Source organism: Actinokineospora inagensis DSM 44258 (assembly GCF_000482865.1).
GTDB classification, from domain to species: domain Bacteria; phylum Actinomycetota; class Actinomycetes; order Mycobacteriales; family Pseudonocardiaceae; genus Actinokineospora; species Actinokineospora inagensis.
This window is the reverse complement of sequence record NZ_AXWW01000013.1, coordinates 95697-121348: the sequence shown is the minus strand read 5'-3', so window position 1 is coordinate 121348 and position 25652 is coordinate 95697. Positions and strand designations below refer to the sequence as shown.

Here is a 25652-nt window from a genome sequence, read left to right as displayed (position 1 = left end):
GGCACAATTCCACCACGTCCCCAGGCCCTCCCCGTCCGGCCCGGCACCCTCCCAGTCTGCCACACCCCCGCCCCCACCCACCCCCATCCCCCTAGATCCACACCCCCCACAGCCAGTTGAGCAGGCGACCCACGCCGACTACACGGCCCCGCCCCGCTCCCAGCCGCTCCACAAGTTCCACGACCTACGCGCCCCCGCACTGTGGGCCAACAACCCCATTGGTCACACACACCTCGACCCGACGACCGAAGGTCGAGCAACCACGCTGGTTCCGCCGCCCACCGCACCGTGGCGACAAGCCCATTGACTACATACTCGATGTGAGGGCCGACAGGCCCGAGCGAGCAAACGCTGGTTCCGCCGCCCACGGCACCGTGGGCCACAAGCCCGTTGATTACATACTCGATGTGAGGGCCAACAGGCCCGAGCGAGCAACGCTGGTTCCGCCGCCCAGGCACCGTGGGGCGACAAGCCCATTGGTTACATACCGATGTGAGGGCCGACAGGCCCGAGCGAGCAAACGCTGGTTCCGGCGCCCGCCGCACCGTGGGGGTCTGGGGGGTCGCCCCCCAGATACGACAACGGACGACCCGGTTCACGCATTCCGTGAACACAGATCGCCCGAGTCCGTCCCGTGGGCCTAGGAGGACTTGAACCTCCGACCTCTTCATTATCAGTGAAGCGCTCTAACCGCCTGAGCTATAGGCCCGTGTCGAACACCGGAAGGTTACCGCATGGGTGTTCGGGTCCCCAAATCGGTATCCCCCTACTCGCGTTCGGCGAGGGTGACTTCGAGGCCGCCCGCGAGGTCGGCGGCGAAGTTGTAGATGAAGGCGCCGACGGTGGACAGGGCGCTGAACAGGATGATGTTGATGGCGCCGATGATGGCGGCGATGCCGAAGACGCGGCCCGCGCTGATGAGGGGGCCGGAGTTGCCGTTGTCGCTGGCGTTGAGCAGTTCGCTGGAGATGCCGTTGATCTTGTCCCAGACGCCCATGCCGTCGAGGACGACGTAGAGGGCGGCGACGGCGAGGAGTCCGATCAGGAACAGGCAGAGGCCGAGGACCAGGCTGAGCTTCAGCACGGACCACGGGTCGACGCGTTTGATCTGCAGGTTGGCGCGGCGGGGGCCGCGGCCGGGGCGGCGGGCGCTGGTGGGGCCGGTTCCGGCGCCGCCGGGGGGTGTGCGCAGGCTGCTGTCGAGGTTGACCGCTGCCCGGGGCGGCGGGTCGGTGAACAGGGGGGTGTTGGCGATGGCGGGCCGCTGGACGGAGATGGTGGCTTCGTCGTTGGGCTGCTGGTAAACGCGGCCGTTGCCGGGGTTGGGCAGGGCCTGGGTGACGTCCGGGTCGGGTTCGGTGGTGGGGAACCCGGCGGGGGTCGGCTGGTCCTGGGTGACGCGCGCCCACGGCGGTGGCGTGGTCTCGTTCGCCTCGACCGCGCCACCGTCGTCGGGTGTGGTGGCGTTCTCCGCGGTGGTGGGCGCGTCCTTGGCCGTCGTGGCGATGACCGAAGTCCGTTCCGGTTCCTGTCCGGTTGTGTCCGGCTTCTCGGGCTGTGTCACGAGCGGTGTCCCCTGTTTGGTGGTTCGGTCTTACGTCCTGCTCAGTCTTGCTCGGTCTGCTCCGGCGCGTCGGTCGGGTCCGTCGAGTCGGTGGCCTCGACCACGACCTCGGCGGTGTCGACCTCGGTGGCCTCGACCTCCGCGATCTCCCCCTCGACCTCGGCGGTGGCCTCGGCGCTGCGGGCGATGGCGACCAGGGTGGTCCCTTCGCCCAGGTTCATCAACCGGACGCCCTTGGTCTGCCTGCCCGCCTTGCGCACCTCTTTGGCCGCGGTGCGGATGACGCCGCCGGAGGAGGTGATCGCGTAGAGCTGGTCCTCCAACTCCACGATGACCGCCCCCACCAGCCTGCCACGCCTGCTGTCGTGCTGGATGGTCAGCACGCCCTTGCCGCCCCGGCCCTGGACCGAGTAGTCCTCGATCGGGGTGCGCTTGGCGTACCCGCCGTCGGTGGCGACCAAAACGAACGTGCCCTCCTTCACGACACCGAGGGTGAGCAGCTCGTCACCGGAGTTGAACCGCATGCCCTGGACGCCGGAGGTGGCGCGGCCCATCGGGCGCAGCGCCTCGTCGCTGGCGTGGAACCGGATGGACTGGCCGCCCGCGGACACGAGCAGCAGGTCGTCGTCGGCCGAGCACAGCACGGCGCCGACGAGCTCGTCCTCCTCACGGAGGTTGATACCGATGAGACCGCCCGCGCGGTTGCTGTCGAAGTCGGCCAGTTTCGACTTCTTCACCAGGCCGTCGCGGGTGGCGAGGACCAGGTACGGGGCGACCGTGTAGTCCTTGATCTGGATGACCTGCGCGATCTGCTCGTCCGGCTGGAACGCCAGCAGGTTCGCGACGTGCTGACCGCGGGCGGCGCGGTTGGCCTCGGGCAGCTCGTAGGCCTTGGCGCGGTAGACGCGGCCCTTGTTGGTGAAGAACAGGATCCAGTCGTGGGTCGAGCACACGAAGAAGTGCGCCACGATGTCGTCCTGCTTGAGGGTGGCGCCCTGCACGCCCTTGCCGCCGCGTTTCTGCGCCCGGTACAGGTCCGTCTTGGTGCGCTTGGCGTAGCCGGTCCGGGTGATGGTGACGACGACGTCCTCGACGGCGATCAGGTCCTCGACCGACACCTCGCCGTCGAACGGGATGATCCGGGTGCGCCGGTCGTCGCCGTGCTTGTCGACGATCTCCATCAGCTCGTCGCGGATGATCTGCCGCTGCTGCTCCTCGCTGGCCAGGATCGCTTCCAGCTCGGCGATGTAGCGCTCGATCTCGCCGAGCTCGTCGATGATCCGCTGCCGCTCCAGGGCGGCCAGCCTGCGCAACTGCAACTCGAGGATCGCGGTCGCCTGGATCTCGTCCACATCCAGCAGCGAGATCAACCCGACCTTGGCCTCGTCGGCCGACGGCGACCGGCGGATCAACGCGATCACCTCGTCGAGCATGTCCAGCGCCTTGGCGTAGCCGCGCAGGATGTGCGCCCGCTCCTGGGCCTTGCGCAGCCGGTACCGGGTGCGCCGGACGATCACCTCGATCTGGTGGTTGACGTAGTGCCGGACGATCTGGTCGATCCGCAGCGTCCGCGGCACCTGGTCGACCAGGGCGAGCATGTTGACGCCGAAGTTGTGCTGCAACTGCGTGTGCTTGTACAGGTTGTTCAGCACGACCTTGGCGACCGCGTCGCGCTTGAGGCCGATCACGATCCGCATGCCGCTGCGCGAGTTCGACTCGTCGGCGATCTCGGAGATCCCGGTGAGCTTCCCGTCGCGCACCAACTGCGCCATGTTCTCGATCAGGTTGTCCGGGTTCACCTGGTACGGCAGCTCGGTGACGACGAGGATGGTGCGCCCCTTCGCGTCCTCCTCGACCTCCACCACCGCGCGCATCCGCACCGACCCGCGCCCCGTCCGGTACGCCTCCTCGATGCCCGCCGTACCGAGGATCAACGCCTTGGTCGGGAAGTCCGGCCCCTTGACCCGGGTCAGCAACGCCGCCAACAACTCTTCGTCCGACGCGTCCGGGTTATCCAACGCCCACACCACACCATCGGCCACCTCACGCAGGTTGTGCGGCGGGATGTTCGTGGCCATACCGACGGCGATACCGCTACCGCCGTTCACCAACAGGTTCGGAATCCGCGACGGCAGAACACTCGGTTCCTCGGTCTTGCCGTCGTAGTTCGGCCCGAAGTCGACGGTGTCCTCGCCGATGTCCCGCAACATCTCCATCGCGAGCGGCATCAACCGGGACTCGGTGTTGTGGCTGACGAACCCGTCGGTGACGAACGCGTGGTCGTCGGTGTCGACCCGGATGCTGTAGACCGCCCGCACCCCGGCGTCGGCGATCGACTTCACCTGCGCGTAGTAGAACCGCCCGTCCACCAACGGCTCGACGACGTCGAGCACCCCCGGCTGGGTGATCCGCTCGACGATCTCGTCGCGATTGGTCTCCCACCGCTCGATCCGGTCGACGTTGTGCCTGCGCAGCCAATCGCGCTCAGTCCACCGAACGGCGCCGTTCGCGCGGATGTACTCGCCGACGAACGGCACGTGGTCGCTCGACATCGAGCGGCTCTCGGTCGGGATGGTGGCGAGGATCGCCTCGAGCTGGTCCTGCTTCGCCTGCAGGAAGCCGACATTGGCCGCGAACAGCCGCGCGTCCCGGCGGTTGGTGACCACGACCTTGATCTCACCGTCGTCATAGCCGACCAGCTTGCTCACCACGCCGAACTCCAACAGCAACTGCTGGACCTCATGGGCGAGCGCGGTGCTGTGAGTGGGGTAAGCGATCTCGTGGCTGCTACCGGAGAATGTCCCGCTCTCATCAAACAGGGAACGCAGGAATACCCGCTTGAGCGCGCTACCTCCCTGCCAGATGAACTCCGGCACGAGCGGGGCGGGTGCAAGTGCGGACTCCGGAGACCCGTCTGGTCCGACGATCACCGGTTCGCTGGTCATGTCGACGAGTTGCTTGGCCGCATCAATTGCCGCTGCGCATTCTCCAGCCGTGGGTAGGCCGACCTCTTCCATCGGCGTGCGCTGCATGACGACGCGGTCGCCGGGCTGGATCTCCTCCAGCAGCTTCCACAGCAAGGTCGGCACACCGGCCACCGACACCAGGCACAGCACCGGGTGGTTGTGCGTCCCGGTCAGCTCGTACCCCTCGCGGGTGGTCAGCTTGAGCGTCGGGTGCTCGCCCGAGTGGAACAGCCTGTCCGCGCGAACGGGGTTGCCGTCGCGGTCGGCGACCTTGAGGTCGATGACGTTGTCGGTGTTCGGCTGCGCGTCCGGGACGATGTCCCCGATCCGCACCGACGAGCCGTCGTGCATCTTTACGCGCGTTTCTGCATCAATACAGTAGCGCATCGCGGCTGCTGGATCGTTGCCCGGGGAACCGAAGTTCCCCTGGCCGTCGACGAGCGGGTAGCGCATGGACCAGGGCTGGGCCAGGCGCACCAGGGTGTCGTAGATGGAGGAGTCGCCGTGGGGGTGGTAGTTGCCCATGACGTCGCCGACGACGCGGGAGCACTTGACGTAGCTGCGGTCGGGGCGCAGACCGGTGTCGAACATCGAGTACAGCACGCGCCGGTGGACCGGCTTGAGGCCGTCGCGCACGTCCGGGAGGGCGCGGCTGACGATGACGCTCATGGCGTAGTCGATGTAGGAGTTCTGCATCTCCTGCTGGATGTCGACCGGCTCGATGCGGTCACCAGGAGGGGGCAGGGTTTCGGTCACGTCCGGGCGTTCCTTTCACGCGGGGGGTTTGGCGACGCGGGACCGGCTACACGTCGAGGAAGCGAACGTCCTTGGCGTTGCGGGTGATGAACGAGCGGCGGGCCTCGACGTCCTCGCCCATCAGGACGCTGAACAGTTCGTCGGCCTGGGCGGCGTCGTCGAGGGTGACGCGGAGCAGCACGCGGTTGGCGGGGTCCATGGTGGTTTCCCACAGCTCCTCGGCGTTCATCTCGCCGAGGCCCTTGTACCGCTGGATGCCGTCCTCCTTGTTGATCTTCTTGCCCGCCGCGAACCCGGCTTCCAGCATGCCGTCGCGTTCGCGGTCGGAGTAGGCGAACTCGGGTTCGATGCGCTGCCACTTGATCTTGTAGAGCGGGGGGGACGCCAGGTACACGTGCCCCTGTTCGATCAGCCCGCGCATGAAGCGGAACAGCAGGGTCAGCAGCAGGGTCCGGATGTGCTGGCCGTCCACGTCGGCGTCGGCCATCAGCACGATCTTGTGGTAGCGCAGCTTGCCGACCTCGAAGTCCTCCTGGATGCCGGTGCCGAGGGCGGTGATCAGGCTCTGCACCTCGGTGTTCTTCAGCACCCGGTCGATCCGGGCCTTCTCGACGTTGATGATCTTGCCCCGGATCGGCAGGATCGCCTGGAACAGCGAGTCGCGCCCCTCCTTCGCCGAGCCGCCTGCCGAGTCGCCCTCGACGATGTAGAGCTCGCACTCCTCCGGGTTGGTGGAGCGGCAGTCCTTCAGCTTGCCCGGCAGGCCGCCGATGTCCAGCGCGCCCTTGCGCCGCACCAGTTCCCGCGCCTTGCGCGCCGCCATCCTGGCCTGCGCCGAGGACACCGCCTTCGTGACGATCGTCCGCGCGTCGCTCGGGTTGCGCTCGAACCAGTCGGCCAGCCACTCGTTGCAGGTCTGCTGCACGAACGTCTTGACCTCGGTGTTGCCCAGCTTCTGCTTGGTCTGCCCCTCGAACTGCGGTTCGGCGAGCTTCACCGACACGATCGCGGCCAGGCCCTCGCGCACGTCGTCGCCGGAGAGGTTGGCGTCCTTCTCCTTCAGGAGCTTCTTCTCCCGCGCGTACACGTTGACCACGCGGGTGAGCGCGGCGCGGAAACCTTCTTCGTGGGTGCCGCCCTCGGGCGTGTGGATGATGTTGGCATAGGTGAACACCGACTCGCTGTAGCCGGTGTTCCACTGCATCGCGACCTCGACCTGCACGTGCCGGGCCTTGTCCTCGGCCTCGAACGCGATGACCGACTTGTGGATGGCCTCGCGGCTGTGGTTGATGTGCTTGACGAAGTCCTCGAGCCCGCCCGGGTAGTGGTAGGTGCGCTCCTTGACCTTGGCCACCAGGCCGACCGCGTCCTCCACCGTGTCCGCGTCGGATACCCGCTCGTCGCGCAGGACGATGATCAGGCCCTTGTTCAGGAACGCCGTTTCCTGCAGCCGCCTGGCCACCGTCTCGGCGCTGTACTCGGTGGTCTCGAAAATCGACCCGTCGGCCCAGAAGGTGATCGTGGTGCCGGTCTCCCTGGTCTCGGCGCCGCGCAGCACCGGGGCGACCGGCTCGGAGTCGCGGTAGGTCTGCGTCCAGACGTGGCCGTCGCGCTTGATCTCCGCCTCCAGCCGGGTCGAGAGCGCGTTGACCACGGAGATGCCGACGCCGTGCAGACCGCCGGAGACGGCGTAGCTGTCGCTGTCGAACTTGCCGCCCGCGTGCAGCACGGTCATCACGACCTCGAGCGCGGACCGCTTCTCCTCCGGGTGCTCGCCCACCGGGATGCCGCGGCCGTCGTCGACGACCCGGACGCCGCCGTCGGCGAGCAGGGTGACCTCGACCTTGGTCGCGTACCCGGCCATCGCCTCGTCGACCGAGTTGTCGACGACCTCCCAGATCAGGTGGTGCAGCCCGCGTTCGCCGGTGGAGCCGATGTACATGCCGGGACGCAGCCGGACCGCCTCGAGGCCCTTGAGCACCCCGATGGAGCCGGCACCGTACGAGTTGTCCTGCTGGTCAGCTACCACGTTCCCGGTGTCTCCTCGTGCGTCGGAACGACTGCCGGGGCGACCGGCGGGCCAGCCGCGGCACACCCCTCGCTACATACTACTGGTGCGGCCGCGCAGAATCGGGTCAAGGACACCCCTGGTTCGCTCACAGAGCGTCGCTTGACAACCAGCGCGAGTCCGGACGCCACCCGCGCTGTCTCGACCCGCGAGGTTCAGCCGTAGGTGTCCCGTGGTCCACGACCGGGAACGTGCCGTGGCCCGTACCGCCAACTCGGCGCGGACGGACCCTGCACCCGGAGCCGCTCGACAACGCCGGACCCGACCGCCGCGGCGATCCTGGCCAGCAGTTGGCGCTGCAGCAACCGCAGTTGGGTGGCCCACGCGGTGGAGTCGGCCCGCACGGTCAGCTCCCCGTCCTTGATCGCGACGGGTTGGGCGTGCTCGGCGACATCCGCTCCGACCAGTGTGGACCACCGGCTGAAGACCTGCCCGCCGGCGAGGTTCTCCTGCCAGCCGCGCTCCACGGCCATCCGGGAGGCGAGCCTGCCCAGCGGCTGCGGGTCCCGTTCGTCACCACCCGGACCGGACCACCGTCGTCGCCGTCGCGAGGTCGCGCCCACTGTTCCACGTGGAACAACGCGTTTCGGGTTGGCCTTGGCGGCCTGCCGGGCGGCGGCCAGCGCGGCTCTGGCAAGATCTGGGCCCCGCGGCTGCTCCGCGTCCCGCGGCTCACCCTCACTCTGCGTCACCCCTGTGGATGAATCGGCGAGTTGTCCACCCCCGGGTGTGGATAGAGCCTGGCTTTTGCCCGCTCCGAGTCCCCCGGATGGCCGCACGGTGACGGTGTTATCCACACTATCCACAGGTTTATCCCCAGATGTGGGGGCAACTCGCCCGCGCCCGGTCACTCGGGGTGGTCGCGGCGGTACCGGGTCCAGCGCGCCGCCGAACAGGTCGTCAGACACGCCGCACCTCCCCGCCGGCCACCTCGAACCGGACCCCGGACAGCTCCGCGGGCACATCCTCCTCCACCGCGGCCGTCACCAGGACCTGCTCCGCGCCGACCGCCACCTCGGCGAGTCGCTGCCTGCGCCGCCGGTCCAACTCGGCGAACACGTCGTCGAGCACCAGCACCGGCTCGCTGCCCTCGTCCTTGAGCAGCTCGTACGACGCCAGCCGCAACGCCAGCGCGAACGACCAAGATTCACCGTGGCTCGCGTATCCCTTCGCCGGGGTCTCCCCCAAAACCAAGTCCAACTCGTCGCGCTGGGGTCCGACCAGGCTCACCCCGCGCTCCAGCTCGGCGTCCCGGCGCAGCGCCATCCTGGCCAGCAGCGCGTCGGCCACGACCTCGACGTCCGCGCGCTCCCCACCATGCTTCCCGTATCCCGCGGGCAGCGTGTCCTCGATCTGCGAGCGGTAGGCGACGTGCGCCGGACGTGACTCCGGCGCCACCCCGGCATAAGCCGCCGCGACCCGCGGCCCCAGGTCGGCGACCAGGTCCAACCGGGCCGCCAACAACTGGGCGCCGTGCACCGCGAGGTGGTTGTCCCACACGTCCAGGGTCGACACCGCGTCCGGGTCGGCCCGACGCGCGCGCCGATTGGTGGCCGCGCTTTTCAACAACGCGTTCCGCTGCTTGAGCACCTTCTCGTAGTCCGCGCGCACCCCGGCGTACCGCGGCGCGCGCAACACCAACAACTCGTCCAGGAACCGGCGGCGCTCACCCGGGTCCCCGCGCACCAGCGACAGGTCCTCCGGCGCGAACAACACCGTGCGCAAGATCCCCAACACGTCCCGGGTGCGCGGCACCGGACCGCGGTTGATCCTGGCCCGGTTCGCCTTGCCCGGCGTGATCTCCAACTCGACCGTCAACTCCCGGCCGTCGTTGACCACCGCCGTCCGCACGATCGCCCGCGCGCACCCGTGCCGCACCAGCGGCTGGTCGGAGGCGACCCGGTGCGAGCCGAGCGTGGCCACGTACCCGATCGCCTCGACCAGGTTCGTCTTGCCCTGCCCGTTCGCGCCGACCAGCACCGACACCCCGCCGTCCAGCTCCAGGTCGGCCCGCTCCCAGGACCGGAAGTCGCTGACCTGCAAGTGCCGGACCCGCACTAGCCCACGTGGCCGGAGCCGGACGTGGGTCCCGCCTTGTGCACCGCGTGCCCACCGAACTGGTTGCGCAACGCGGCGACCGCCTTCATCGCGGGCGAGTCCCCCTGCCGCGAACCGAACCGGGCGAACAGCGCGGCCGAGATCACCGGGGCGGGCACCGAGTGGTTGATCGCCTCTTCGACCGTCCACCGACCCTCGCCGGAGTCCTCGACGTACCCGGTCAGCTCCGCCAGGCCCGGGTCCTCGTCGAGCGCCTTCACCAGCAGGTCGAGCAACCAGGACCGGACAACCGTGCCCCGCGTCCACGCCTTGAGCACCGCCGGGACGTCCGTGACCTCGTGCGCGGCGTCGAGCAGCTCGTAGCCCTCGGCGTACGCCTGCATCAGCCCGTACTCGATGCCGTTGTGCACCATCTTCGCGTAGTGACCGGCGCCGACCTTGCCCGCGTGCGCGAAGCCCTCTTCCCGCGGCCCCTCCGGCCGGAGCGCGTCGAAGATCGGCAGCGCCCGCTCGACCAGGTCCGCGTCGCCGCCGACCATCAGGCCGTACCCGTTCTCCTTGCCCCACACGCCACCGGACACACCGACGTCCAGGTAGCCGATCTTCTTGCCCGCCAACAACTCCGCGTTGACCTTGTCGTCGGTGTAGCGCGAGTTGCCGCCGTCGATCACCAGGTCGCCCTCGGCGAGCAGCTCACCCAACTGCTCCACCGTCTGCCGGGTCGCCTCCCCCGCGGGCACCATCACCCACACGGCGCGCGGCGCGTCGAGCTTCCCGACCAGGTCCGCCAGCGACGCGCTGTCGCTGACCTCGGGGTTGCGGTCGTAGCCGACCACGTCGTGCCCGGCGGCGCGCAGCCGCTCGCGCATGTTGAACCCCATCTTGCCCAGGCCGACCAGTCCCAGCTGCACGGTCTTTCCCTCCGGTGTGACGGGTGGTCCGGTCAGCCCGGGAGCCGGACCGGCATCAGCAGATACAGGTAGCCCGGGATGACCCCATCCTCGCCGACCGGCTTGATCAGCGCCGGGCGGTTCGGTGTGGTGAACGACAACTCCGCCCGGTCGTTGTGCAACGCGGCGAGCCCGTCCTGCAGGTAGCCCGGGTTGAACGCGATGGTCACCGGGTCACCGGTGAACTCCACCGGCAACTCCTCCTCGGCGCTGCCCTCGTCGTCCCCGCCCGCCGACAACCGCAGCACCCCGTTGTCGAACTCCAACCGGACCTGGGTGCCGCGCTCGGCCACCAGCGACACGCGCTTGATCGCCTCGACCAGCGGCGCGACCCCGATCACCGCGCTGGACGTCTGCTCGCTCGGCAACAACTGCCGGTACCGCGGGAACTCCGCGTCCAACAACCGGCTCGTCGTCCGGCGCCCCGACCCCGACAACCCCAGCAGCCCGTCCCCGGACGAGAGCGCCAGCTCCACCGTCCGCCCCGAGCTGCCCAACGCCTTCGCCGCCTCGGCCAGGGTCCGCGCGGGCACCAGCACCGCCGCGTCCTCCACATCCCCGGACGGCTTCCACTCGAACTCCCGCATCGCCAACCGGAAGCGGTCCGTCGCCACCAACGTCAACTTGTCCCCGGCGATCTCCACCCGGACACCGGTCAACATCGGCAGCGTGTCGTCCTTGCCCGCCGCCACCGCGACCTGGCTCACCGCCTGGCCGAACACCTCACCCTGCAGCTCCCCCGCGTGCTGCGGCATGTTCGGCAGCGCCGGGTAATCGTCCACCGGCATCGTCGGCAGGCTGAACTTCGCGCTGCCACACGTGATCGCCACCCGCGCGCCGTCGACCGAGATCTCCACCGGCTGGGCGGGCAACGACTTCGTGATGTCCGCCAACAGCCGCCCCGACACCAGCGTCCGCCCGCCGTCGGCGACCGTCGCCGGGACGCCGACCGTGGCCGACACCTCGTAGTCGAAGCCGGAAACCGTCAGCCCGTCGGCGCCCTCCGTCGAGCCCGCGTCCAACAACACCCCGCCGAGGACGGGAACCGGGGGCCGGGACGGGAGGCTGCGCGCGACCCAGGCGACGGCGTCGGCCAGGCCGTCGCGCTCGACGCGGATCTTCATGGGTGTCCTTTCCAGGCCCGGACGGTGGGCGGCACCTGACGTGCGATGACCGAACCGTCGAGCTGTCCACGCTGTGAGCCCCAACCGTAGAGCGTGATCCGCCCTCCCGTCATCCGGGGCGCCCCGGCCACGGCGGACGCGTCCCGGGCCGCCGCCGCGACTTGTCCCCAACTTTTGCCGTCCCCTGTTTTTAATCTTTTTCTTCCTCTGGAAGAGAAGAAAAACAGTACTAGTAGTAAGCCCTGTGGATTGTGTGGATGACCGTGGTCCACGCAGGTCAGCGGGCACGGCCACCTGTGGGTAACCCGGGGATGGATCCGTGGACAGCTTGGGGGGTCCGGTGGATGAGTTACCCACAGGCTCGATCCGTCCACAGGGAGGCCGAGTTGTCCACAGCGCCATCCCCAGATGTGGGCCAAGTCGTCCCCAGCCCGCCCGAGCGCTACCCACAGGCCTGTACACAGGGTTGTCCACGGGTTGTCCACCGATTCCGGTGACGCAGGACACCCGCGTTCCCCCGTTCGAGACCTTTCTACCCCGGTGGACCGGCGTTCCACCTGCCCAATAACCGGCGCGTTCCCCGGGTTCGTCGCCGGATCGGGTGGCGCCGGGCGGCCGCCGGTGGCGAACTTTTCTGCTGGTGGGGAAGCTGGTCCACGGTGGCAATAAACCTGGCGCGGCGGCGACCGGGCGGCGACGCCGGACTTTTCTGCGGCTGGGGACTGGTCGCGTCCACCGCTCCGAACCGGTCGACCCTGCCCGATCCGGTGGCCTCCGGGCCGGGGCCTGGAACGGCCGCCACGGCGGGTCAAGGCAGTCTGGACCGACCGGATCGCGGGCGCGCGACCGGTGTCGACCTTTCTGGGAGCGGGGACGGTCGTCCACCGCCGCAATAAAGAGGTGCGACCGCCGGATCTGGGCATGGGCCGACCCCCGGGCGCGACCGCCTCGCTCAGCCAGCTCCGGCGGCTCCATCCGTCAGCGGACAGCCCGACACGCGCGCGTGAGTTGTCCGGAGGCCGGAGAGACGGATCGACGCGTGCGGGTGGGTCAGGCGAACTCGGTCGCCGCAGGCGGGGTCATCGCCAACTGAGCACGGTTGCCACGAGCTCGGACACCGGCGGGCAGAGATCAGGCGCGGGCGCGCTGCTTGATGCGGGAGGTCAGCTCCTGCACCTGGTCGTACACGCGCCGCCGCTCGGCCATCTCCTTGCGGATCTTCTTGTCCGCGTGCATGACCGTGGTGTGGTCGCGGCCGCCGAAGGTCTGACCGATCTTGGGCAGCGACAGGTCGGTGAGCTCGCGGCACAGGTACATCGAGATCTGGCGGGCCTGGGCAAGCGCTTTCGTCTTGCCGGGGCCGCACAGGTCGTCCACCGAGACGCCGAAGAACTCCGCGGTCACCGCCATGATCGTCGGCACGCTGATCTCCGGGGCCTGCGAGTCCGGGATGAGGTCCCGCAGCACGATCTCGGCCAGGCTCACGTCCACCGGCGCCCGGTTCAACGACGCGAACGCGGTCACCCGGATCAGCGCGCCCTCCAGCTCCCGGATGTTCGCCTCGACCCTGGCCGCGATGAACTCCAGCACCTCGGCGGGCGCGGCCAGCCGATCTTGGGCCGCCTTCTTGCGCAGGATCGCGATGCGCGTCTCCAGCTCCGGCGGCTGGATGTCGGTGATCAGCCCCCACTCGAAGCGGGTGCGCAGCCGGTCCTCCAGCGTCTCCAGCCGCTTCGGCGGCCGGTCCGAGGACACCACGATCTGCTTGTTCGCGTTGTGCAGCGTGTTGAAGGTGTGGAAGAACTCCTCCTGGGTGCCTTCCTTGCCCTCCAGGAACTGGATGTCGTCGACCAGCAGCACGTCGATGTCCCGGTAGCGGCGCTGGAACGCCACCTTCCGGTCGTCGCGCAGCGAGTTGATGAAGTCGTTGGTGAACTCCTCGGTCGACACGTACCGCACCCGCATCCCGGGGAACAGCCGCTGCGCGTAGTGCCCGACCGCGTGCAACAGGTGGGTCTTGCCCAGACCCGACTCGCCCCAGATGAACAGCGGGTTGTACGCCCGCGCGGGCGCCTCGGCCACCGCGACCGACGCCGCGTGCGCGAACCGGTTCGACGCGCCGATCACGAACGTGTCGAAGGTGTACTTCTCGTTCAACCGGGTCTTCGACGTCTGCGGTTGGGCGGGCGCGGTGAACGGCTGACCGCTGGCGGGCGCCTGGCCGGTGAAGGTCGGCCAGATCTCGTGGACGGTGGCGAGCGCGTCGCCCTCCTCGTCCACCTCCTCGCCGTCGTCATCGACCTCCACGACGACCACGGGCACCGGCGCCACCGGCTGGCTGTCGATCGCGGCCACCTCGGCGGCCGGGATGGTGATCGTGTCGCCGTCGGCCTCGGCAGGCATCGGTGACCCGGCCACCGGCGGCGCCACCACCGGGACCGCGTTCGGCAGGGCGGGCGCGGCGTCGACCTTGACCGCCAGCGACACCACCCGGCCCAGCCTGCGGGAGAGCGCGTTGGTGATCGGCTCGCGCAGCGCGCGCTCGATCGCCTCCTTGGCGAAGTCGCTCGGCGCGGACAGCAGCGCCGTGCCGTCGAGCAACCCGATAGGCCTGGTCATCCGCATCCACGCGCGCTGGGACGGGGACAGGGTCCCGGCGGACAGCTCGCGAACGACCTGTTCCCACACCACACCGAGATTCATCTGGTGCTCCGACATCGGCGCCTGCTCCCCTCCCCTCGTCGGCAATGGCGGTAAGGCTGGTCCCGGCGCGTGGCTGCCGTCAAACGCGCATCCACAGGGTTGTCCACAACTGTGCACGAAAGGTACGGCTGACCCAGGGGGGTACCCGGCTCGGGGGGTCAAAGGTACTCAGTGGCCGGGCGGCGGCGGAGCGGCAGGGCTCCCTAACCCCGTTCCGACCGGTCCCGGCCAACCGGGAGCCCGCACGGTAACAACGGTCGGGCCCGCCCACAAGACACCGGGGTCATACCGGATCCGACCAGGTCGGGCCGCACATCGGACCCCGGTTTGATGGCGGCGGCCGCGGTGCGTACCCTCATAAGGTCTCCCGCTTGCGGCGGGTGAGTTCCGCGTGCTCGGCGCGCGGGCCGTCAGATTTTCAGTTCCCGGCCGCACACCGGCCGGGGGCGGGCAGACCAGCTTGACCTGATGAGTACCGGGAGAACCAGCCGTGAGCAAGCGCACCTTCCAGCCGAACAACCGTCGCCGGGCCAAGACGCACGGCTTCCGCCTGCGGATGCGTACCCGCGCGGGCCGCGCCATCCTGGCGTCGCGCCGCCGTCGCGGCCGCGACAAGCTGTCGGCCTGACCCCACCCCCGTCGCCGTGCTCCCCGCGGCCGCCCGGCTGACCAGCAGCGCGGACTTCCGGTTGGTGACCAGGCGCGGGCGCCGCGTCGGTCGACCGAGGCTCGTGCTGCACGCCATCACGGCCGCCGGGGGCAACCGACCCACCGAAGCCGACCCACCGGCCGCCACGCCGAGGGTCGGTTTCGTCGTGAGTAAGGCCGTTGGCAACGCCGTCGTCCGGCACCGGGTCGCCCGGCGGCTGCGGCACCTGGTCCGGGACCGGATCGGAACTCTCCCACCCGGCAGCGCGTTGGTCGTGCGAGCCCTGCCCGAAGCGGCGGCGGCGACGAGCGCTGAACTCGGCAAGGACCTCGACGCGGCGATCCGCCGGTTGCGTCCGGCCGGAGACGATGGCGGTGGGGCGTGAGCACGACAACCACAGCGGGCCAGGCGCGCCCGGGGCCGGTGGCCCGCGCGTTGCTGCTGCCGGTCCGCGGGTACCGGCGGTGGGTCTCGCCGCTGCTCCCCCCGGCCTGCCGGTTCTACCCGAGCTGCAGCGAGTACGCGGCGGAGGCGCTGACCACCCACGGCGCCCTGCGCGGAAGCTGGCTCGCGCTGCGCAGGCTGCTGCGCTGCGGACCGTGGCACCCCGGCGGCCTCGACCCGGTGCCGCCACCCAGAACCGGAACCAAGCCCCATCCGGCCGAGAAGACAGCCGCCGAGGAGTAGCTCAGTGCTCAATTTCATCTACTACCCGGTGTCCTTCATCATGTGGTGTTGGCACTGGGTGTTCGGACACGTGTTCGGTGAGTCGAGCGCGATCGCCTGGGCGCTGAGCATCGCCTTCCTGGTCTTCACCCTGCGAGCCATCCTGTTCAAGCCGATGGTCAAGCAGGTCCGCTCGATGCGGAAGATGCAGGAGTTCGCGCCCGAGATCAAGAAGCTGCAGAAGAAGTACGCCAATGACCGGCAGAAGCAGGCCCAGGAGATGCAGAAGCTCCAGGCCGAACACGGCGTCAGCCCGCTGGGCGGCTGCCTGCCGATGCTGCTGCAGATCCCGGTGTTCATCGGCCTGTTCCACGTGCTGCGCGAGTTCAAGCCGGGCAAGACCGAGAACTACTTCTTCGACCAGCACGGCGTCGAGAGCTACATCGACGCCAGCCTGTTCGGTGCCCGGCTGAGCAACTGGATCACCCAGCCCGCCACCGAGCTCGCCAAGTTCGGCGTCGAGCGCTCGCACGTGATCGTCGTCGCCATCCCGCTGATGCTGCTCGCCAGCGCGCTGACCCACCTCACCGCGCGGCACTCGGTCGGCCGCCAGAACCCGGACGCCGCCACCTCGCAGACCGCGATCATGAACAAGCTCACCCTGTACATCTTCCCGCTGGGTGTCCTCTTCGGTGGCTTCTTCTTCCCCATCGGCCTGATCATGTACTGGCTGTCCAACAACGGCTGGACCCTCTGGCAGCAGCGCTTCGTCTACAAGAAGATCGACGCCGAGGAAGCGGCCCGCAAGAACGCCGCCCAGGAGAAGCGCGTCGCCAACGCTCCCAAGCCCGGCCAGAAGCCTGCCCAGGTCAAGAAGCGCCCCACCCCGGTCACGCCCGAGGACGCCGCCGACGAGGCCACCACCGAGGCGACCGACCCCAAGCCGGTGACCCAGTCCGGCAAGACCGCCCCGACGGCGAAACCCGTGCAGCAGGCCGAGAGTGGCCAGGCCGCGAAACCCGCGTCGGGCGGCACCCAGGTTCCCGGTCTGAGCGCAGACCGATCCCGCAGCAAGAAGTCAGGTCGCAAGAACCGCTGAGGCGTGCCTCGACCTGGAGAGGAGTTAACCGTGCCGGAAACGGTGCAGGTGTCCGAGAAGACCGCCGACGGTGTGGGCGCCGAGGAAGCGGCCGAGCAGGCCCCGGCCTCGACCGAGGAACTGCTGGTCCAAGAAGGCGACATCGCGGGCGACTACCTGGAGCGGCTGCTCGACATCCTCGACTACGACGGCGACATCGACCTCGACGTCGAGGCCAGCCGCGCCGTCATCAGCATCGACGGCGGCGAAGACCTGGAGAAGCTCGTCGGCCCCCGCGGCAACGTGCTCGAAGCCCTCCAGGAACTCACCCGGCTCGCCGTCCAGCAGGAGACGGGCACCCGCAGCAGACTCATGCTCGACATCGCGGGCTGGCGGGCCGACCGCCGCGAGGAACTCCGCGACCTCGGCCGCGCCACCGCCCAGAAGGTCCTCTCCAGCGGCGAACGCATCCGTCTGCAGCCAATGACCCCGTTCGAACGCAAGGTCATTCACGACGCGGTCGCCGTCATCAAGGGCGTGCACAGCGAAAGCGAGGGCGAAGACCCCCGCCGTCGCGTGGTGGTCTTCCCGCAGTAGCTCGCTCCAGCCAGACCAAGACGCGGCCCGCCTGCTATCGGCGGGCCGCGTCTTTTTGTTGGGCGACCTGTGCCCGACAGCCGCTGCTCGGTGAACTCGCCTGCAGCAGTGCGGCCCTTGGACTCCAGGTGCGGCAAGTCCGGCGGCAGTGGATCTGCGCGAAGTGTCGATCGCGTGTTTCACGTGAAACGTGGGCGAGTCAGTGCTGGAATGGTCAGGGTTCCGACACAGTCAGCGGGTGGGTATGTCGTGGGTCTGGCGCTCGATCGGCCGTGTGCTGGCGGTCGCGGTCGGGTCTCTGTCGTTGACTGTGAGCGCCGAATGGGCGGGCGGTCTTGCGGTCGGTGCCTGCCCTGACCGAGTTCACGTCACGGTGGGGTGCCGTGATCGGTCGACGGGACTCCTGGACGCGGTATCGGGTGCCTGGGTACGCCGTGTCGTACTTCCCTCGCCGCCGCACCCCCGAGCAAACCCTGGTAGCACCATCTGAGGAACACGGACCGACTCTGTCGACCCTGGGTGGATCAGTGCGGGGCGTCAGGGACAATCGGGGGGCATGGTTTCACGTGGAACATCGGAGAGTGGCTGTTGAGTGAGCTGGAGCGTCCTGCGGCGGCTGAGGCTGTGTTCGGTGCGCGGGTCGAGCCGGCGGAGCGGTTCGTGCGGTTGTTGGCGGAGCACGGGGTGCGGCGGGGGTTGATCGGGCCGCGCGAGGTGGAGCGGCTGTGGGATCGGCACGTGCTGAACTCGGCCGTCATCGCCGAGGTGGTGCCTGCCGGGGCGACCGTGGTGGACGTCGGGTCGGGTGCCGGGCTGCCCGGGATACCGCTGGCGATCGCGCGGCCGGATCTGCGGGTGACGCTCGTCGAACCGATGGCGCGGCGGGTGGCGTGGCTGGACGAGGTGGTGGAGACTCTTGCCCTGTCGTCGGTGACCGTGCTGCGTGGACGGGCCGAGGAGCCGGGGGTCAGGTCGCGGGTGTCCGGGGCGGATGTGGTCACCGCTCGGGCGGTCGCCCCGCTGGCCAAGCTCGCCGGGTGGTGTCTCCCGCTGCTCCGGCGGGGCGGCCGGATGGTCGCCGTCAAGGGCGCGAGCGCCGCCGAGGAAGTGGATCGGGACCGGGTCGAGGTCGCCGCGGTGGGGGGTGGCGAACCGGTGGTCGAGATCTGCGGCGCCACCGTGCTCGACCTGCCGACGACCGTGGTGCTCATCGAACGCGTGCAGTCCACGGGCGGGCAGGCCTGGCGGACGAGGAAGGATCAGGGTGCACACCGAGGCTGAGATCGGAGCAGGGATGTTTCACGTGAAACCCACGGCGCCCGCCGCGGACCGGACGGTCGCCGGGGAGGTGCGCTGAGCATGACCCAGCCCTCCCCCGCCTCCGTCGCGGGCTGGACCCCGATAGCAGAGGAAGCCGCGCGGGCCACCCGGATGAAGCACCCCGACAAGATGTTCCCCCGCCCCACCCACCGCCGGGTCATCACCGTCGCCAACCAGAAGGGCGGCGTCGGCAAGACCACCTCGGCGGTCAACCTCGCCGCCGCGCTCGCGCTGCACGGGCTGCGGGTGCTGGTCATCGACCTCGACCCGCAGGGCAACGCCAGCACTGCCCTCGGCGTCGACCACCGCTCCGGCACCCCCTCGGTCTACGAGGTGTTGCTCGGCGAGGTCGGCCTGGCCGAGGCGGCGCAGATGAGCGACCAGTCGGACCGGCTCTACTGCGTGCCCGCCACCATCGACCTCGCCGGTGCCGAGATCGAACTCGTCTCGATGGCCGCCCGCGAGTCCCGGCTCAAGGAGGCGCTGTCCGACGAGGAGTTGGACATGCTCGACCCGGACTACGTGTTCATCGACTGCCCGCCGTCGCTCGGCCTGCTCACCGTCAACGCGATGGTCGCCGCCCGTGAGGTGCTGATCCCGATCCAGTGCGAGTACTACGCGCTGGAGGGGCTCAGCCAGTTGCTGCGGAACATCGAGCTCGTGCAGGGTCACCTCAACCGCGCGCTGACCGTCTCCACGATCTTGCTCACCATGTACGACGGCCGCACCAAGCTCGCCGACCAGGTGACCACCGAGGTGCGGCACCACTTCGGCGACACGGTGCTCGCCACCGTCATCCCGCGCAGCGTGAAGGTGTCCGAGGCCCCCGGCTTCGGGCAGTCCGTGCTCGCGTACGACCCCGGTTCCCGCGGCGCGATGAGCTACCTGGACGCCGCCCGTGAAGTTGCCGAACGAGGAGCGGGGGCGCCGCGATGAGCGGACCCGGACGCAAGGGCGGGCTGGGGCGCGGACTGGCCGCCCTCATCCCGCAGGGCCCACCGGCGGGCGTGCCCACCGGTGGGATCACGCTGCCCAGCCCCGCGGCGCGCAACGGTGAGTCGATCGACCCGACCCCCGCCCAGCCGAACTCGGGCGGCGTGGTCGCGGGCGCGGTGTACCGGGAGCTCCGGACCGCGTCGATCTCCGCCAACCCGAAGCAGCCCCGGCAGGTCTTCGACGAAGAGGCGCTGACCGAGCTGGAGCACTCGATCCGCGAGTTCGGCCTCATGCAGCCGATCGTGGTCCGGGAACTCGGCGCGGACAGCTACGAGCTCGTCATGGGCGAGCGGCGGTTGCGGGCCACCCAGCGGGCCGGGTTGGACACCATCCCGGCCATCGTCCGGCAGACCGCCGACGACGCGATGCTGCGGGACGCGCTGCTGGAGAACATCCACCGGGCGCAGTTGAACCCGCTGGAGGAGGCGGCCGCGTACCAGCAGTTGCTGGACGAGTTCGAGGTGACCCACGAGGAACTCGCGAGCCGCATCGGGCGCAGCAGGCCGGTCATCACCAACACCATCCGCCTGCTCCGGCTCCCGCTGCCGGTGCAGCGGCGGGTCGCGGCCGGGGTGCTCTCCGCCGGGCACGCCCGCGCCCTGCTCGGTCTGGACGAGGCGGGCGCCCAGGAGGACCTGGCGACCCGGATCGTGGCCGAGGGGCTGTCGGTGCGGGCGACCGAGGAAGCGGTCACCCTCGCCAAGGGCGCCCCCGCCGCCAAGCCGAAGCCCGCGCCGCGCAAGCCGATGCACGCCCCCGGGTTGCAGGACCTGGCGGACAAGCTGTCCGACCGGTTCGACACCCGGGTCAAGGTCGAGTTGGGCAAGCGCAAGGGCCGGATCGTGGTCGAGTTCGGCTCGGTCGACGACCTGGAACGGATCGTCGACATGATGGCGCAAAACGGGATGAATCAGACATGAAATCGGCGCAGGCAACCACACCAGGCCGATACGTCACGGTGACAGTTGCCTGCGCCGAGCAGTCACCGGCTCCCGGCCGGTGATCTTGACGGTTGGTTCCGCTCGATTCGGCGGAGCCGACCACGTCGACTGCGCCGACGTGTGGAAGCCGACTCCCGCGCGGTGAGGGCGGGCCGACTGTGATGATCTCGCCACCGAAGGCGAGTCGGTTGAGCGGCGTCCGAGTCGGCAGTCAGGACTCGCGGTACGGCTCACGAGCGTCGAGACCCGGCGAGCCGTCGGGAACGGCGGCGACCGGGTGTGAGCGCTTGGCCGGGCGAGAACCGCTAGCGGGCGATGGCGCGGTCGACCAGGCCCGCGTAGATGTCGCCGAGGGAGTGGCCCGCCGCCTCGGCTGCCATCGGCAGCAGCGAGGTTTCGGTGAGGCCGGGTGACAGGTTCACCTCGATGAAGTAGACCTCCCCCGTCGTGCTCACCACGGCGTCGGTGCGGGAGACGTCGCGCAGGTCGAGGAGGCGGTGGGCGGCGACAGCCAAGTCGGCGACCTTGGCGGCGGTCTCGTCGTCGAGGCGGGCCGGGACGTGGAAGGTGGTCAGGCCCGCGGTGTAGCGGGCGGTGTAGTCGTAGACGCCGGTTTCGGGGCTGATCTCCACCGCGGGCAGGGCGTGCGGGCCGTCCGGGCCGTCGATGACGGTGACGGCGACCTCGGTGCCGTCGATGAACCGCTCGGCCAGGACCGCGTCGCTGTAGGCGAGCGAACCCACCATCGCGGTCGGGAGTTCGCCGGGTGAGCGGACGACCTGGGCGCCGAGGGCCGAGCCGCCCTGGTCGGGCTTGAGCATCAGCGGCAGGCCGAGGCGGGCGACCATCGCGTCGAGCACCGGCTGGGCGCCGAGTTCGCGGAACGCGCTCTGCGGCAGCACCACCCAGTCGGGGGTGAGGATGCCCGCGCGGCGCAGTTCCGTCTTGGCGGTGGGCTTGTCGAACGCGCGGCGGCAGGCGCCCGCGTCGGTGCCGACGTACGGGATGTCCAGCAGTTCCAGGATGGTCTGGATGGAGCCGTTCTCGCCCTCGCCGCCGTGCAGGGCGATCACGACCGCGTCCGGGCGGTGTTCCCGGAGCCGGGACAGCAGACTGGCGTCGGCGTCCCACTCCTCCACCGTCAGCCCGGCCTGCCGCAGCGCGGCCGACACCCGGCGGCCCGACCGCAGCGACACGTCCCGCTCGTGCGACAAGCCCCCGGCGAGCACGGCAACCCAACGGTCGGACACGGTGACTTCTCCCTCGTGCAGGCAGCGCTGATCAGCGGCGGACCCGAAGGTACACCGCGCGGGAAACGAGCTCAGGCGGTGTCAGGCGCCGGGGTCTGCGGGCCGGACAGGGTCCGGCTGGCGGTGGGACCGAAGGTGCGCAGCAGCTCCAGTTCCTCGGCCAGCACGGTCGCCAGCCTGCGCACGCCCTCGGTGATCCGCTCCGGCGGCGGGTAGCAGAACGACAGCCGCATCTGCCTGCTGCCGAACCCGTCGGCGTAGAACCCGGTGCCGGGCACGTAGGCGACCCGGGCGGTCACCGCGCGTGGCTGCATCGCCTTGGTGTCCACCCCTTCGGGGACGGTCAGCCACACGAAGAACCCGCCGTCCGGCCGGGTCCAGGTGCACCCGGCGGGCAGGTACTGCTCCAGCCCGGCCAGCAGCGCGTCCCGCCGCTCCCGGTAGGTGTTCTGGAACGCCTTGATCTGGCCCTTCCAGTCGTGCGTGGCCAGGTACCGGGACACGATCATCTGGTTCAGCGTCGGCGGGCACAGCGCGGCCGACTCGGCGGCCAGCACCAGCTTCTCCCGGACCGCGTGCGGGGCCAGCGCCCAGCCGACCCGCAGGCCGGAGGCGAAGGTCTTGGAGAACGACCCGAGGTAGATCACGTTGTCCGGGTCCATCGACCGCAGCGCCGGGTAGGTCTGCCCGTCGAAGCCGAGCAGGCCGTACGGGTTGTCCTCGATGACCAGCACGTCGTGCCGGGCGCACAGGTCGAGCACCTCGGCCCGCCGGGACACCGCGAGCGTCACCCCGGCCGGGTTGTTGAAGTTCGGGATCGTGTACAGGAACTTGACCCGGCGCCCGGCCTGTTCGGCGGCGGCCAGGGCGGCCCGCAGCGCCTCGGGGACCAGGCCGTGCTCGTCCATCACCACGTGCCGCACGTCGGCCTGGTAGGAGGCGAAGGTGCCCAGCGCGCCCACGTACGACGGGCCCTCGGCGAGGACGATGTCGCCGGGGTCGATGAAGATCCGGGTCACCAGGTCCAGCGCCATCTGCGACCCGACCGTCACCACGATGTCGTCCGGGTGCCCGGTCACGCCCTCCAGGGCCATCACGTCGCAGATCTGCTCGCGCAGCAGCGGGACCCCGTGCGCCGAGCCGTACTGCAGCGCGGTGAGGCCCTCGTCGGCGACCACGGACGCGATCTGCTCGGACAGGAAGTCCAGCGGCAGCGCCGCCAGGTTCGGCATGCCACCGGCCAGGGACACGACCTCCGGCCTGCTCGCCACCGCGAACAGGGCTCGCACCTCGGACGCCGTCATCCCGGTAGCTCGCGCCGCGTACCGGCCGAGGTGCGGGTCCAGACTGCGGGCGCCCGGTCTGTCGGGCAGGTGGCCGGAGGTGCTCATGGGTGACTCCCAGGGGTGGGTCAGTCAAAACAGTGTAACCAGAGGAGTGACTTACCCCTGAGATTCCCGTCCGCGGTTCCGGCCCAGGTCACATCGCCCTATTCTGGTGCGGTAACTCGGCGTCCTTTCCCCCTGCGGGCGCGCGACGGAACCGCGAGCACGGGAGGTGGGGTGTCCCGACGCGTAGTGGGCGTCACGCTGGACAACCTGGAGCACCTCCCCAAGCACTGCCGGGGATGCGTGTACTGGGAGCTGGCGCCGCACCTCAAAGAGCAGGCGGAGGAGTTCGGCACCACCGAGCTGGAAAAGGAAGCCTGGGTGTCGAGCGTTCTGCTCGACTGGGGCTCCTGTGGCCGGGTGGTGTACAGCGACAAGCTCCCCGTCGGCTTCGTGCTCTACGCCCCGCCGAACGCCGTCCCCCGGGCATCGGCGTTCCCGACGTCGCCGGTGAGCGCGGACGCGGTTGTGTTGACCGGGTTCCACGTGCTGCCGGAGTTCCGCGGCGGTGGGCTGGGCCGGATGCTGGTCCAGTCGGTCGCCAAGGACCTGACCCGGCGCGGGGTGCGGGCCATCGAGGCGTTCGGCGACGCCAAGCCGGACGAGGAGATCTCCTGCGTGGTGCCCGCCGACTTCCTGACCAGCGTCGGGTTCAAGACGGTCCGGCCGCACCCGCGGTGGCCCCGGTTGCGGCTGGAGCTGCGCACTGGCATCACCTGGAAGGAAGACGTGGAGGCCGCCCTGGAGCGGCTGCTCGGCACGGTGTCGATCAGCACCGCGTCCCCCGTCCTTCAGCGCTGAACCCCCTGACCAGCGGAAAAGCCCCCAGGACCAGGTCCTGGGGGCTTTTCTCGACGCTGTGGCGCAAACGTTTGCGGCTACTCCGCCTTGGCCAGCTCGTGCGCCAGCACGTCGGCGAAGGTGAAGCTGCCGGTGGGCTGGTCGTTCTCGCCGAGCAGGAACAGCCGCTTGACGGCGACCACGATCCCCTCGGCCACCACGTCCCGGAACGCCGGGTCGGTCAACCGGACCCGGTCGTCGTGGTTGGTCAGGTACCCGATCTCCACCCGCACGGCCGGGCACCGGGTCAGCCGCAGCAGCTCCCACGTCTTCGGGTGGGTGCCGCAGTCGCGCAGCCCGGTCCGCTTGGTCAGCTCCCGCTGGATCAGCCCGGCCATCGCCTCACCGAGGGTGGACGTGCTGCCGCTGCCGGTGCCGAAGTGGAACCCGGCCAGGCCCTGCGCCAGCGGCGACCGGTTGGCGTCCGAGTGCAGCGACAGCACCAGGTCCGCGCCGGCCTCGTTGGCGAACTGGGCGCGGGTCGACTCGTCCGGGCACTGGTCCTGGCCGCGGGAGAGCAGCGCCTCCATGCCGGTGGCCACCATCCGGCCCTCCAGCCTGCGCGCCAGGTCCCACATCAGGTCCGACTCGTTGACCCCGTCCACCGACACGCCGGTGTCGGCGCCGCCGTGGCCGGGGTCGATGACGATGCGCTTGCCGGTCAGCCGCGGCCCGGACCGGCGGACCCGCTCCTGCTCGCGCAGCAGCACCGGGCGGCCGCCGCGGGCGCGCGGGGACAGTTGGCGCAGGGCGCGCACCGTCTCCGGGCCGCAGATGCCGTCGACGGTGAGGCCGTAGTCGCGCTGGAAGTTGCGCAGCGCCGCCTCGGTCTGGGCGCCGAACACCCCGTTCGGGCGACCCGCGTCGTACCCCAGCTCGAGCAGCCGCTCCTGCAGGGTGGCCACGTCGTCGCCGGTGATCGGGGCGGACACCAGGTAGGCCAGCGGGCGGCCGCCCAACTGGTAGGTGGCGTCCCGCAGGGCGCGGTAGGTGGCCGGGCCGATGAGCCCGTCGGTGATCAGCCCGCGCTGCTGCTGGAACGCGCGGATCGCCTGCTCCATGGCCAGGTCGAACTGGTCGGCGGCGCCCGCCACCCCACCGGCCGGTGGCACCAGGCCCAACGCCGCCAGGGTGGACCGAACCTCGGCTACGGCAGGCCCCCCATCGCCGCGGCGCAGTACCCGCATGCACCCTCGCTCTCGTCTCGGGCACCGGTGTCGACTCCGGTGCGCACCCGTGCGGTGACCCCCGCACAGGTAACCCATTGTGCCTTGTCGGTGTTCGGTTCCCCCGCTGGGATGGCGGGTGCGTCGTCCGATCACGCGAAAACCGGGGCCCGTGCGTCGCATCTGCAGACGCGCGGACCCCGGTCCCGGGTTGCCTGGCTCAGCCGAGGTACTCGTCGAGCTCCTTGAGCAGCATCGCCTTGGGCTTGGCGCCGACGATGGTGCGCACCGGGCGGCCGCCCTGGAAGACGATCATGGTGGGGATGGAGAGCACCTGGTAGTCGCGGGCGGTGCCCGGGTTGGCGTCGATGTCCAGCTTGGCCACGGTGATCTTGTCGGCGTACTCGCCCGCGATCTCGTCGAGCACCGGCGAGACCATCCGGCACGGGCCGCACCAGGTGGCCCAGAAGTCGACGACCACCGGCTTCTCGCTGGTCAGGACGTCATCGGCGAAGGACTTGTCGGTGACGGTGACGGTGTTGGCTGCCATCTTTGCGCTCCTCGAGGTCGGT

21 protein-coding genes and 1 tRNA gene are annotated in these 25652 nt (G+C 69.9%); 9 read left to right on the top strand and 13 right to left on the bottom strand.

The annotated features are described in order from the left end of the window. Positions 1-635 precede the first annotated feature (635 nt). From H504_RS0104490 to dnaA, 9 genes are all read right to left on the bottom strand, one after another. Positions 636-709 (bottom strand) — tRNA-Ile (locus H504_RS0104490). 57 nt (positions 710-766) lie between these two features. Next, positions 767-1564 (bottom strand): DUF3566 domain-containing protein, encoded by a 798-nt coding sequence (locus H504_RS0104485; RefSeq protein WP_026421808.1) that lies wholly within the window; start codon positions 1562-1564, stop codon positions 767-769. Between the two features lie 41 nt (positions 1565-1605). Next, the gene (gene gyrA / locus H504_RS33235) at positions 1606-5286 is read right to left on the bottom strand and encodes an intein-containing DNA gyrase subunit A (RefSeq protein WP_084467371.1); all 3681 of its coding nucleotides are present in this window, start codon (positions 5284-5286) and stop codon (positions 1606-1608) included. Positions 5287-5332: 46 nt separating this feature from the next. Then, on the bottom strand, positions 5333-7315 hold the full coding sequence (gene gyrB / locus H504_RS0104475) for a DNA topoisomerase (ATP-hydrolyzing) subunit B (protein WP_026421807.1): 1983 nt from the start codon (positions 7313-7315) through the stop codon (positions 5333-5335). Positions 7316-7509: 194 nt separating this feature from the next. Next, entirely contained in the window at positions 7510-8046 is a 537-nt protein-coding gene (locus H504_RS0104470) for a DciA family protein (protein WP_051385472.1), read from the bottom strand. Between the two features lie 208 nt (positions 8047-8254). After that, positions 8255-9412, bottom strand: a complete 1158-nt coding sequence (gene recF, locus H504_RS0104465) for a DNA replication/repair protein RecF (protein WP_026421805.1) — start codon at positions 9410-9412, stop codon at positions 8255-8257. Next, positions 9412-10323 carry a phosphogluconate dehydrogenase (NAD(+)-dependent, decarboxylating) gene (gene gnd / locus H504_RS0104460; protein WP_026421804.1) on the bottom strand — a complete coding sequence of 304 codons (912 nt, stop codon included), beginning with the start codon at positions 10321-10323 and terminating at the stop codon, positions 9412-9414. The genes recF and gnd overlap by 1 nt, the downstream gene beginning before the upstream one ends. Before the next feature lie 32 nt (positions 10324-10355). Continuing rightward, complete coding sequence (dnaN, locus tag H504_RS0104455) at positions 10356-11486, bottom strand: DNA polymerase III subunit beta (protein WP_026421803.1); 1131 nt, start codon at positions 11484-11486, stop codon at positions 10356-10358. A 1131-nt stretch (positions 11487-12617) separates the two neighbouring features. Then, a complete protein-coding gene (gene dnaA / locus H504_RS0104450; protein WP_026421802.1) occupies positions 12618-14204 on the bottom strand; it encodes a chromosomal replication initiator protein DnaA in 1587 nt (528 codons plus the stop codon). A 475-nt stretch (positions 14205-14679) separates the two neighbouring features. Between dnaA and rpmH the strand changes: the two genes are divergently transcribed. The 8 genes from rpmH to H504_RS0104410 all read left to right on the top strand — a co-directional run bounded on the left by rpmH (position 14680) and on the right by H504_RS0104410 (position 20415). Then, positions 14680-14817, top strand: coding sequence for a 50S ribosomal protein L34 (gene rpmH, locus H504_RS0104445; protein WP_026421801.1), 138 nt, complete (start codon positions 14680-14682; stop codon positions 14815-14817). Positions 14818-14833: 16 nt separating this feature from the next. Then, positions 14834-15223 carry a ribonuclease P protein component gene (rnpA, locus tag H504_RS0104440; RefSeq protein WP_026421800.1) on the top strand — a complete coding sequence of 130 codons (390 nt, stop codon included), beginning with the start codon at positions 14834-14836 and terminating at the stop codon, positions 15221-15223. Further along, the gene (yidD, locus tag H504_RS0104435; RefSeq protein WP_026421799.1) at positions 15220-15525 is read left to right on the top strand and encodes a membrane protein insertion efficiency factor YidD; all 306 of its coding nucleotides are present in this window, start codon (positions 15220-15222) and stop codon (positions 15523-15525) included. Before rnpA ends, yidD begins: the two co-directional genes overlap by 4 nt. A 4-nt stretch (positions 15526-15529) precedes the next feature. Continuing rightward, the gene (gene yidC / locus H504_RS0104430) at positions 15530-16603 is read left to right on the top strand and encodes a membrane protein insertase YidC (RefSeq protein WP_026421798.1); all 1074 of its coding nucleotides are present in this window, start codon (positions 15530-15532) and stop codon (positions 16601-16603) included. A 30-nt stretch (positions 16604-16633) separates the two neighbouring features. Continuing rightward, positions 16634-17179 carry a Jag family protein gene (locus H504_RS0104425; protein WP_026421797.1) on the top strand — a complete coding sequence of 182 codons (546 nt, stop codon included), beginning with the start codon at positions 16634-16636 and terminating at the stop codon, positions 17177-17179. Between the two features lie 588 nt (positions 17180-17767). After that, positions 17768-18460, top strand: a complete 693-nt coding sequence (rsmG, locus tag H504_RS0104420; protein WP_035303279.1) for a 16S rRNA (guanine(527)-N(7))-methyltransferase RsmG — start codon at positions 17768-17770, stop codon at positions 18458-18460. Between the two features lie 78 nt (positions 18461-18538). After that, on the top strand, positions 18539-19435 hold the full coding sequence (locus tag H504_RS0104415) for a ParA family protein (protein WP_026421795.1): 897 nt from the start codon (positions 18539-18541) through the stop codon (positions 19433-19435). Continuing rightward, positions 19432-20415, top strand: coding sequence for a ParB/RepB/Spo0J family partition protein (locus tag H504_RS0104410; RefSeq protein ID WP_026421794.1), 984 nt, complete (start codon positions 19432-19434; stop codon positions 20413-20415). The genes H504_RS0104415 and H504_RS0104410 overlap by 4 nt, the downstream gene beginning before the upstream one ends. Positions 20416-20741: 326 nt before the next feature. Here H504_RS0104410 and H504_RS0104405 read toward each other — a convergent pair whose 3' ends face one another. Continuing rightward, positions 20742-21686, bottom strand: coding sequence for a D-alanine--D-alanine ligase family protein (locus tag H504_RS0104405; RefSeq protein WP_026421793.1), 945 nt, complete (start codon positions 21684-21686; stop codon positions 20742-20744). 71 nt (positions 21687-21757) lie between these two features. After that, positions 21758-23077 (bottom strand): aminotransferase-like domain-containing protein, encoded by a 1320-nt coding sequence (locus H504_RS0104400; protein WP_026421792.1) that lies wholly within the window; start codon positions 23075-23077, stop codon positions 21758-21760. Between the two features lie 171 nt (positions 23078-23248). Here H504_RS0104400 and H504_RS0104395 point away from each other — a divergent pair, with 171 nt between their 5' ends. Further along, complete coding sequence (locus H504_RS0104395) at positions 23249-23875, top strand: GNAT family N-acetyltransferase (protein WP_026421791.1); 627 nt, start codon at positions 23249-23251, stop codon at positions 23873-23875. A gap of 77 nt (positions 23876-23952) precedes the next feature. Here the strand turns inward: H504_RS0104395 and H504_RS0104390 are convergent, their stop codons facing one another. Further along, entirely contained in the window at positions 23953-25101 is a 1149-nt protein-coding gene (locus tag H504_RS0104390; protein WP_026421790.1) for an N-acetylmuramoyl-L-alanine amidase, read from the bottom strand. Between the two features lie 199 nt (positions 25102-25300). Then, positions 25301-25630, bottom strand: coding sequence for a thioredoxin (trxA, locus tag H504_RS0104385; protein ID WP_026421789.1), 330 nt, complete (start codon positions 25628-25630; stop codon positions 25301-25303). Between the last annotated feature and the right edge of the window lie 22 nt (positions 25631-25652).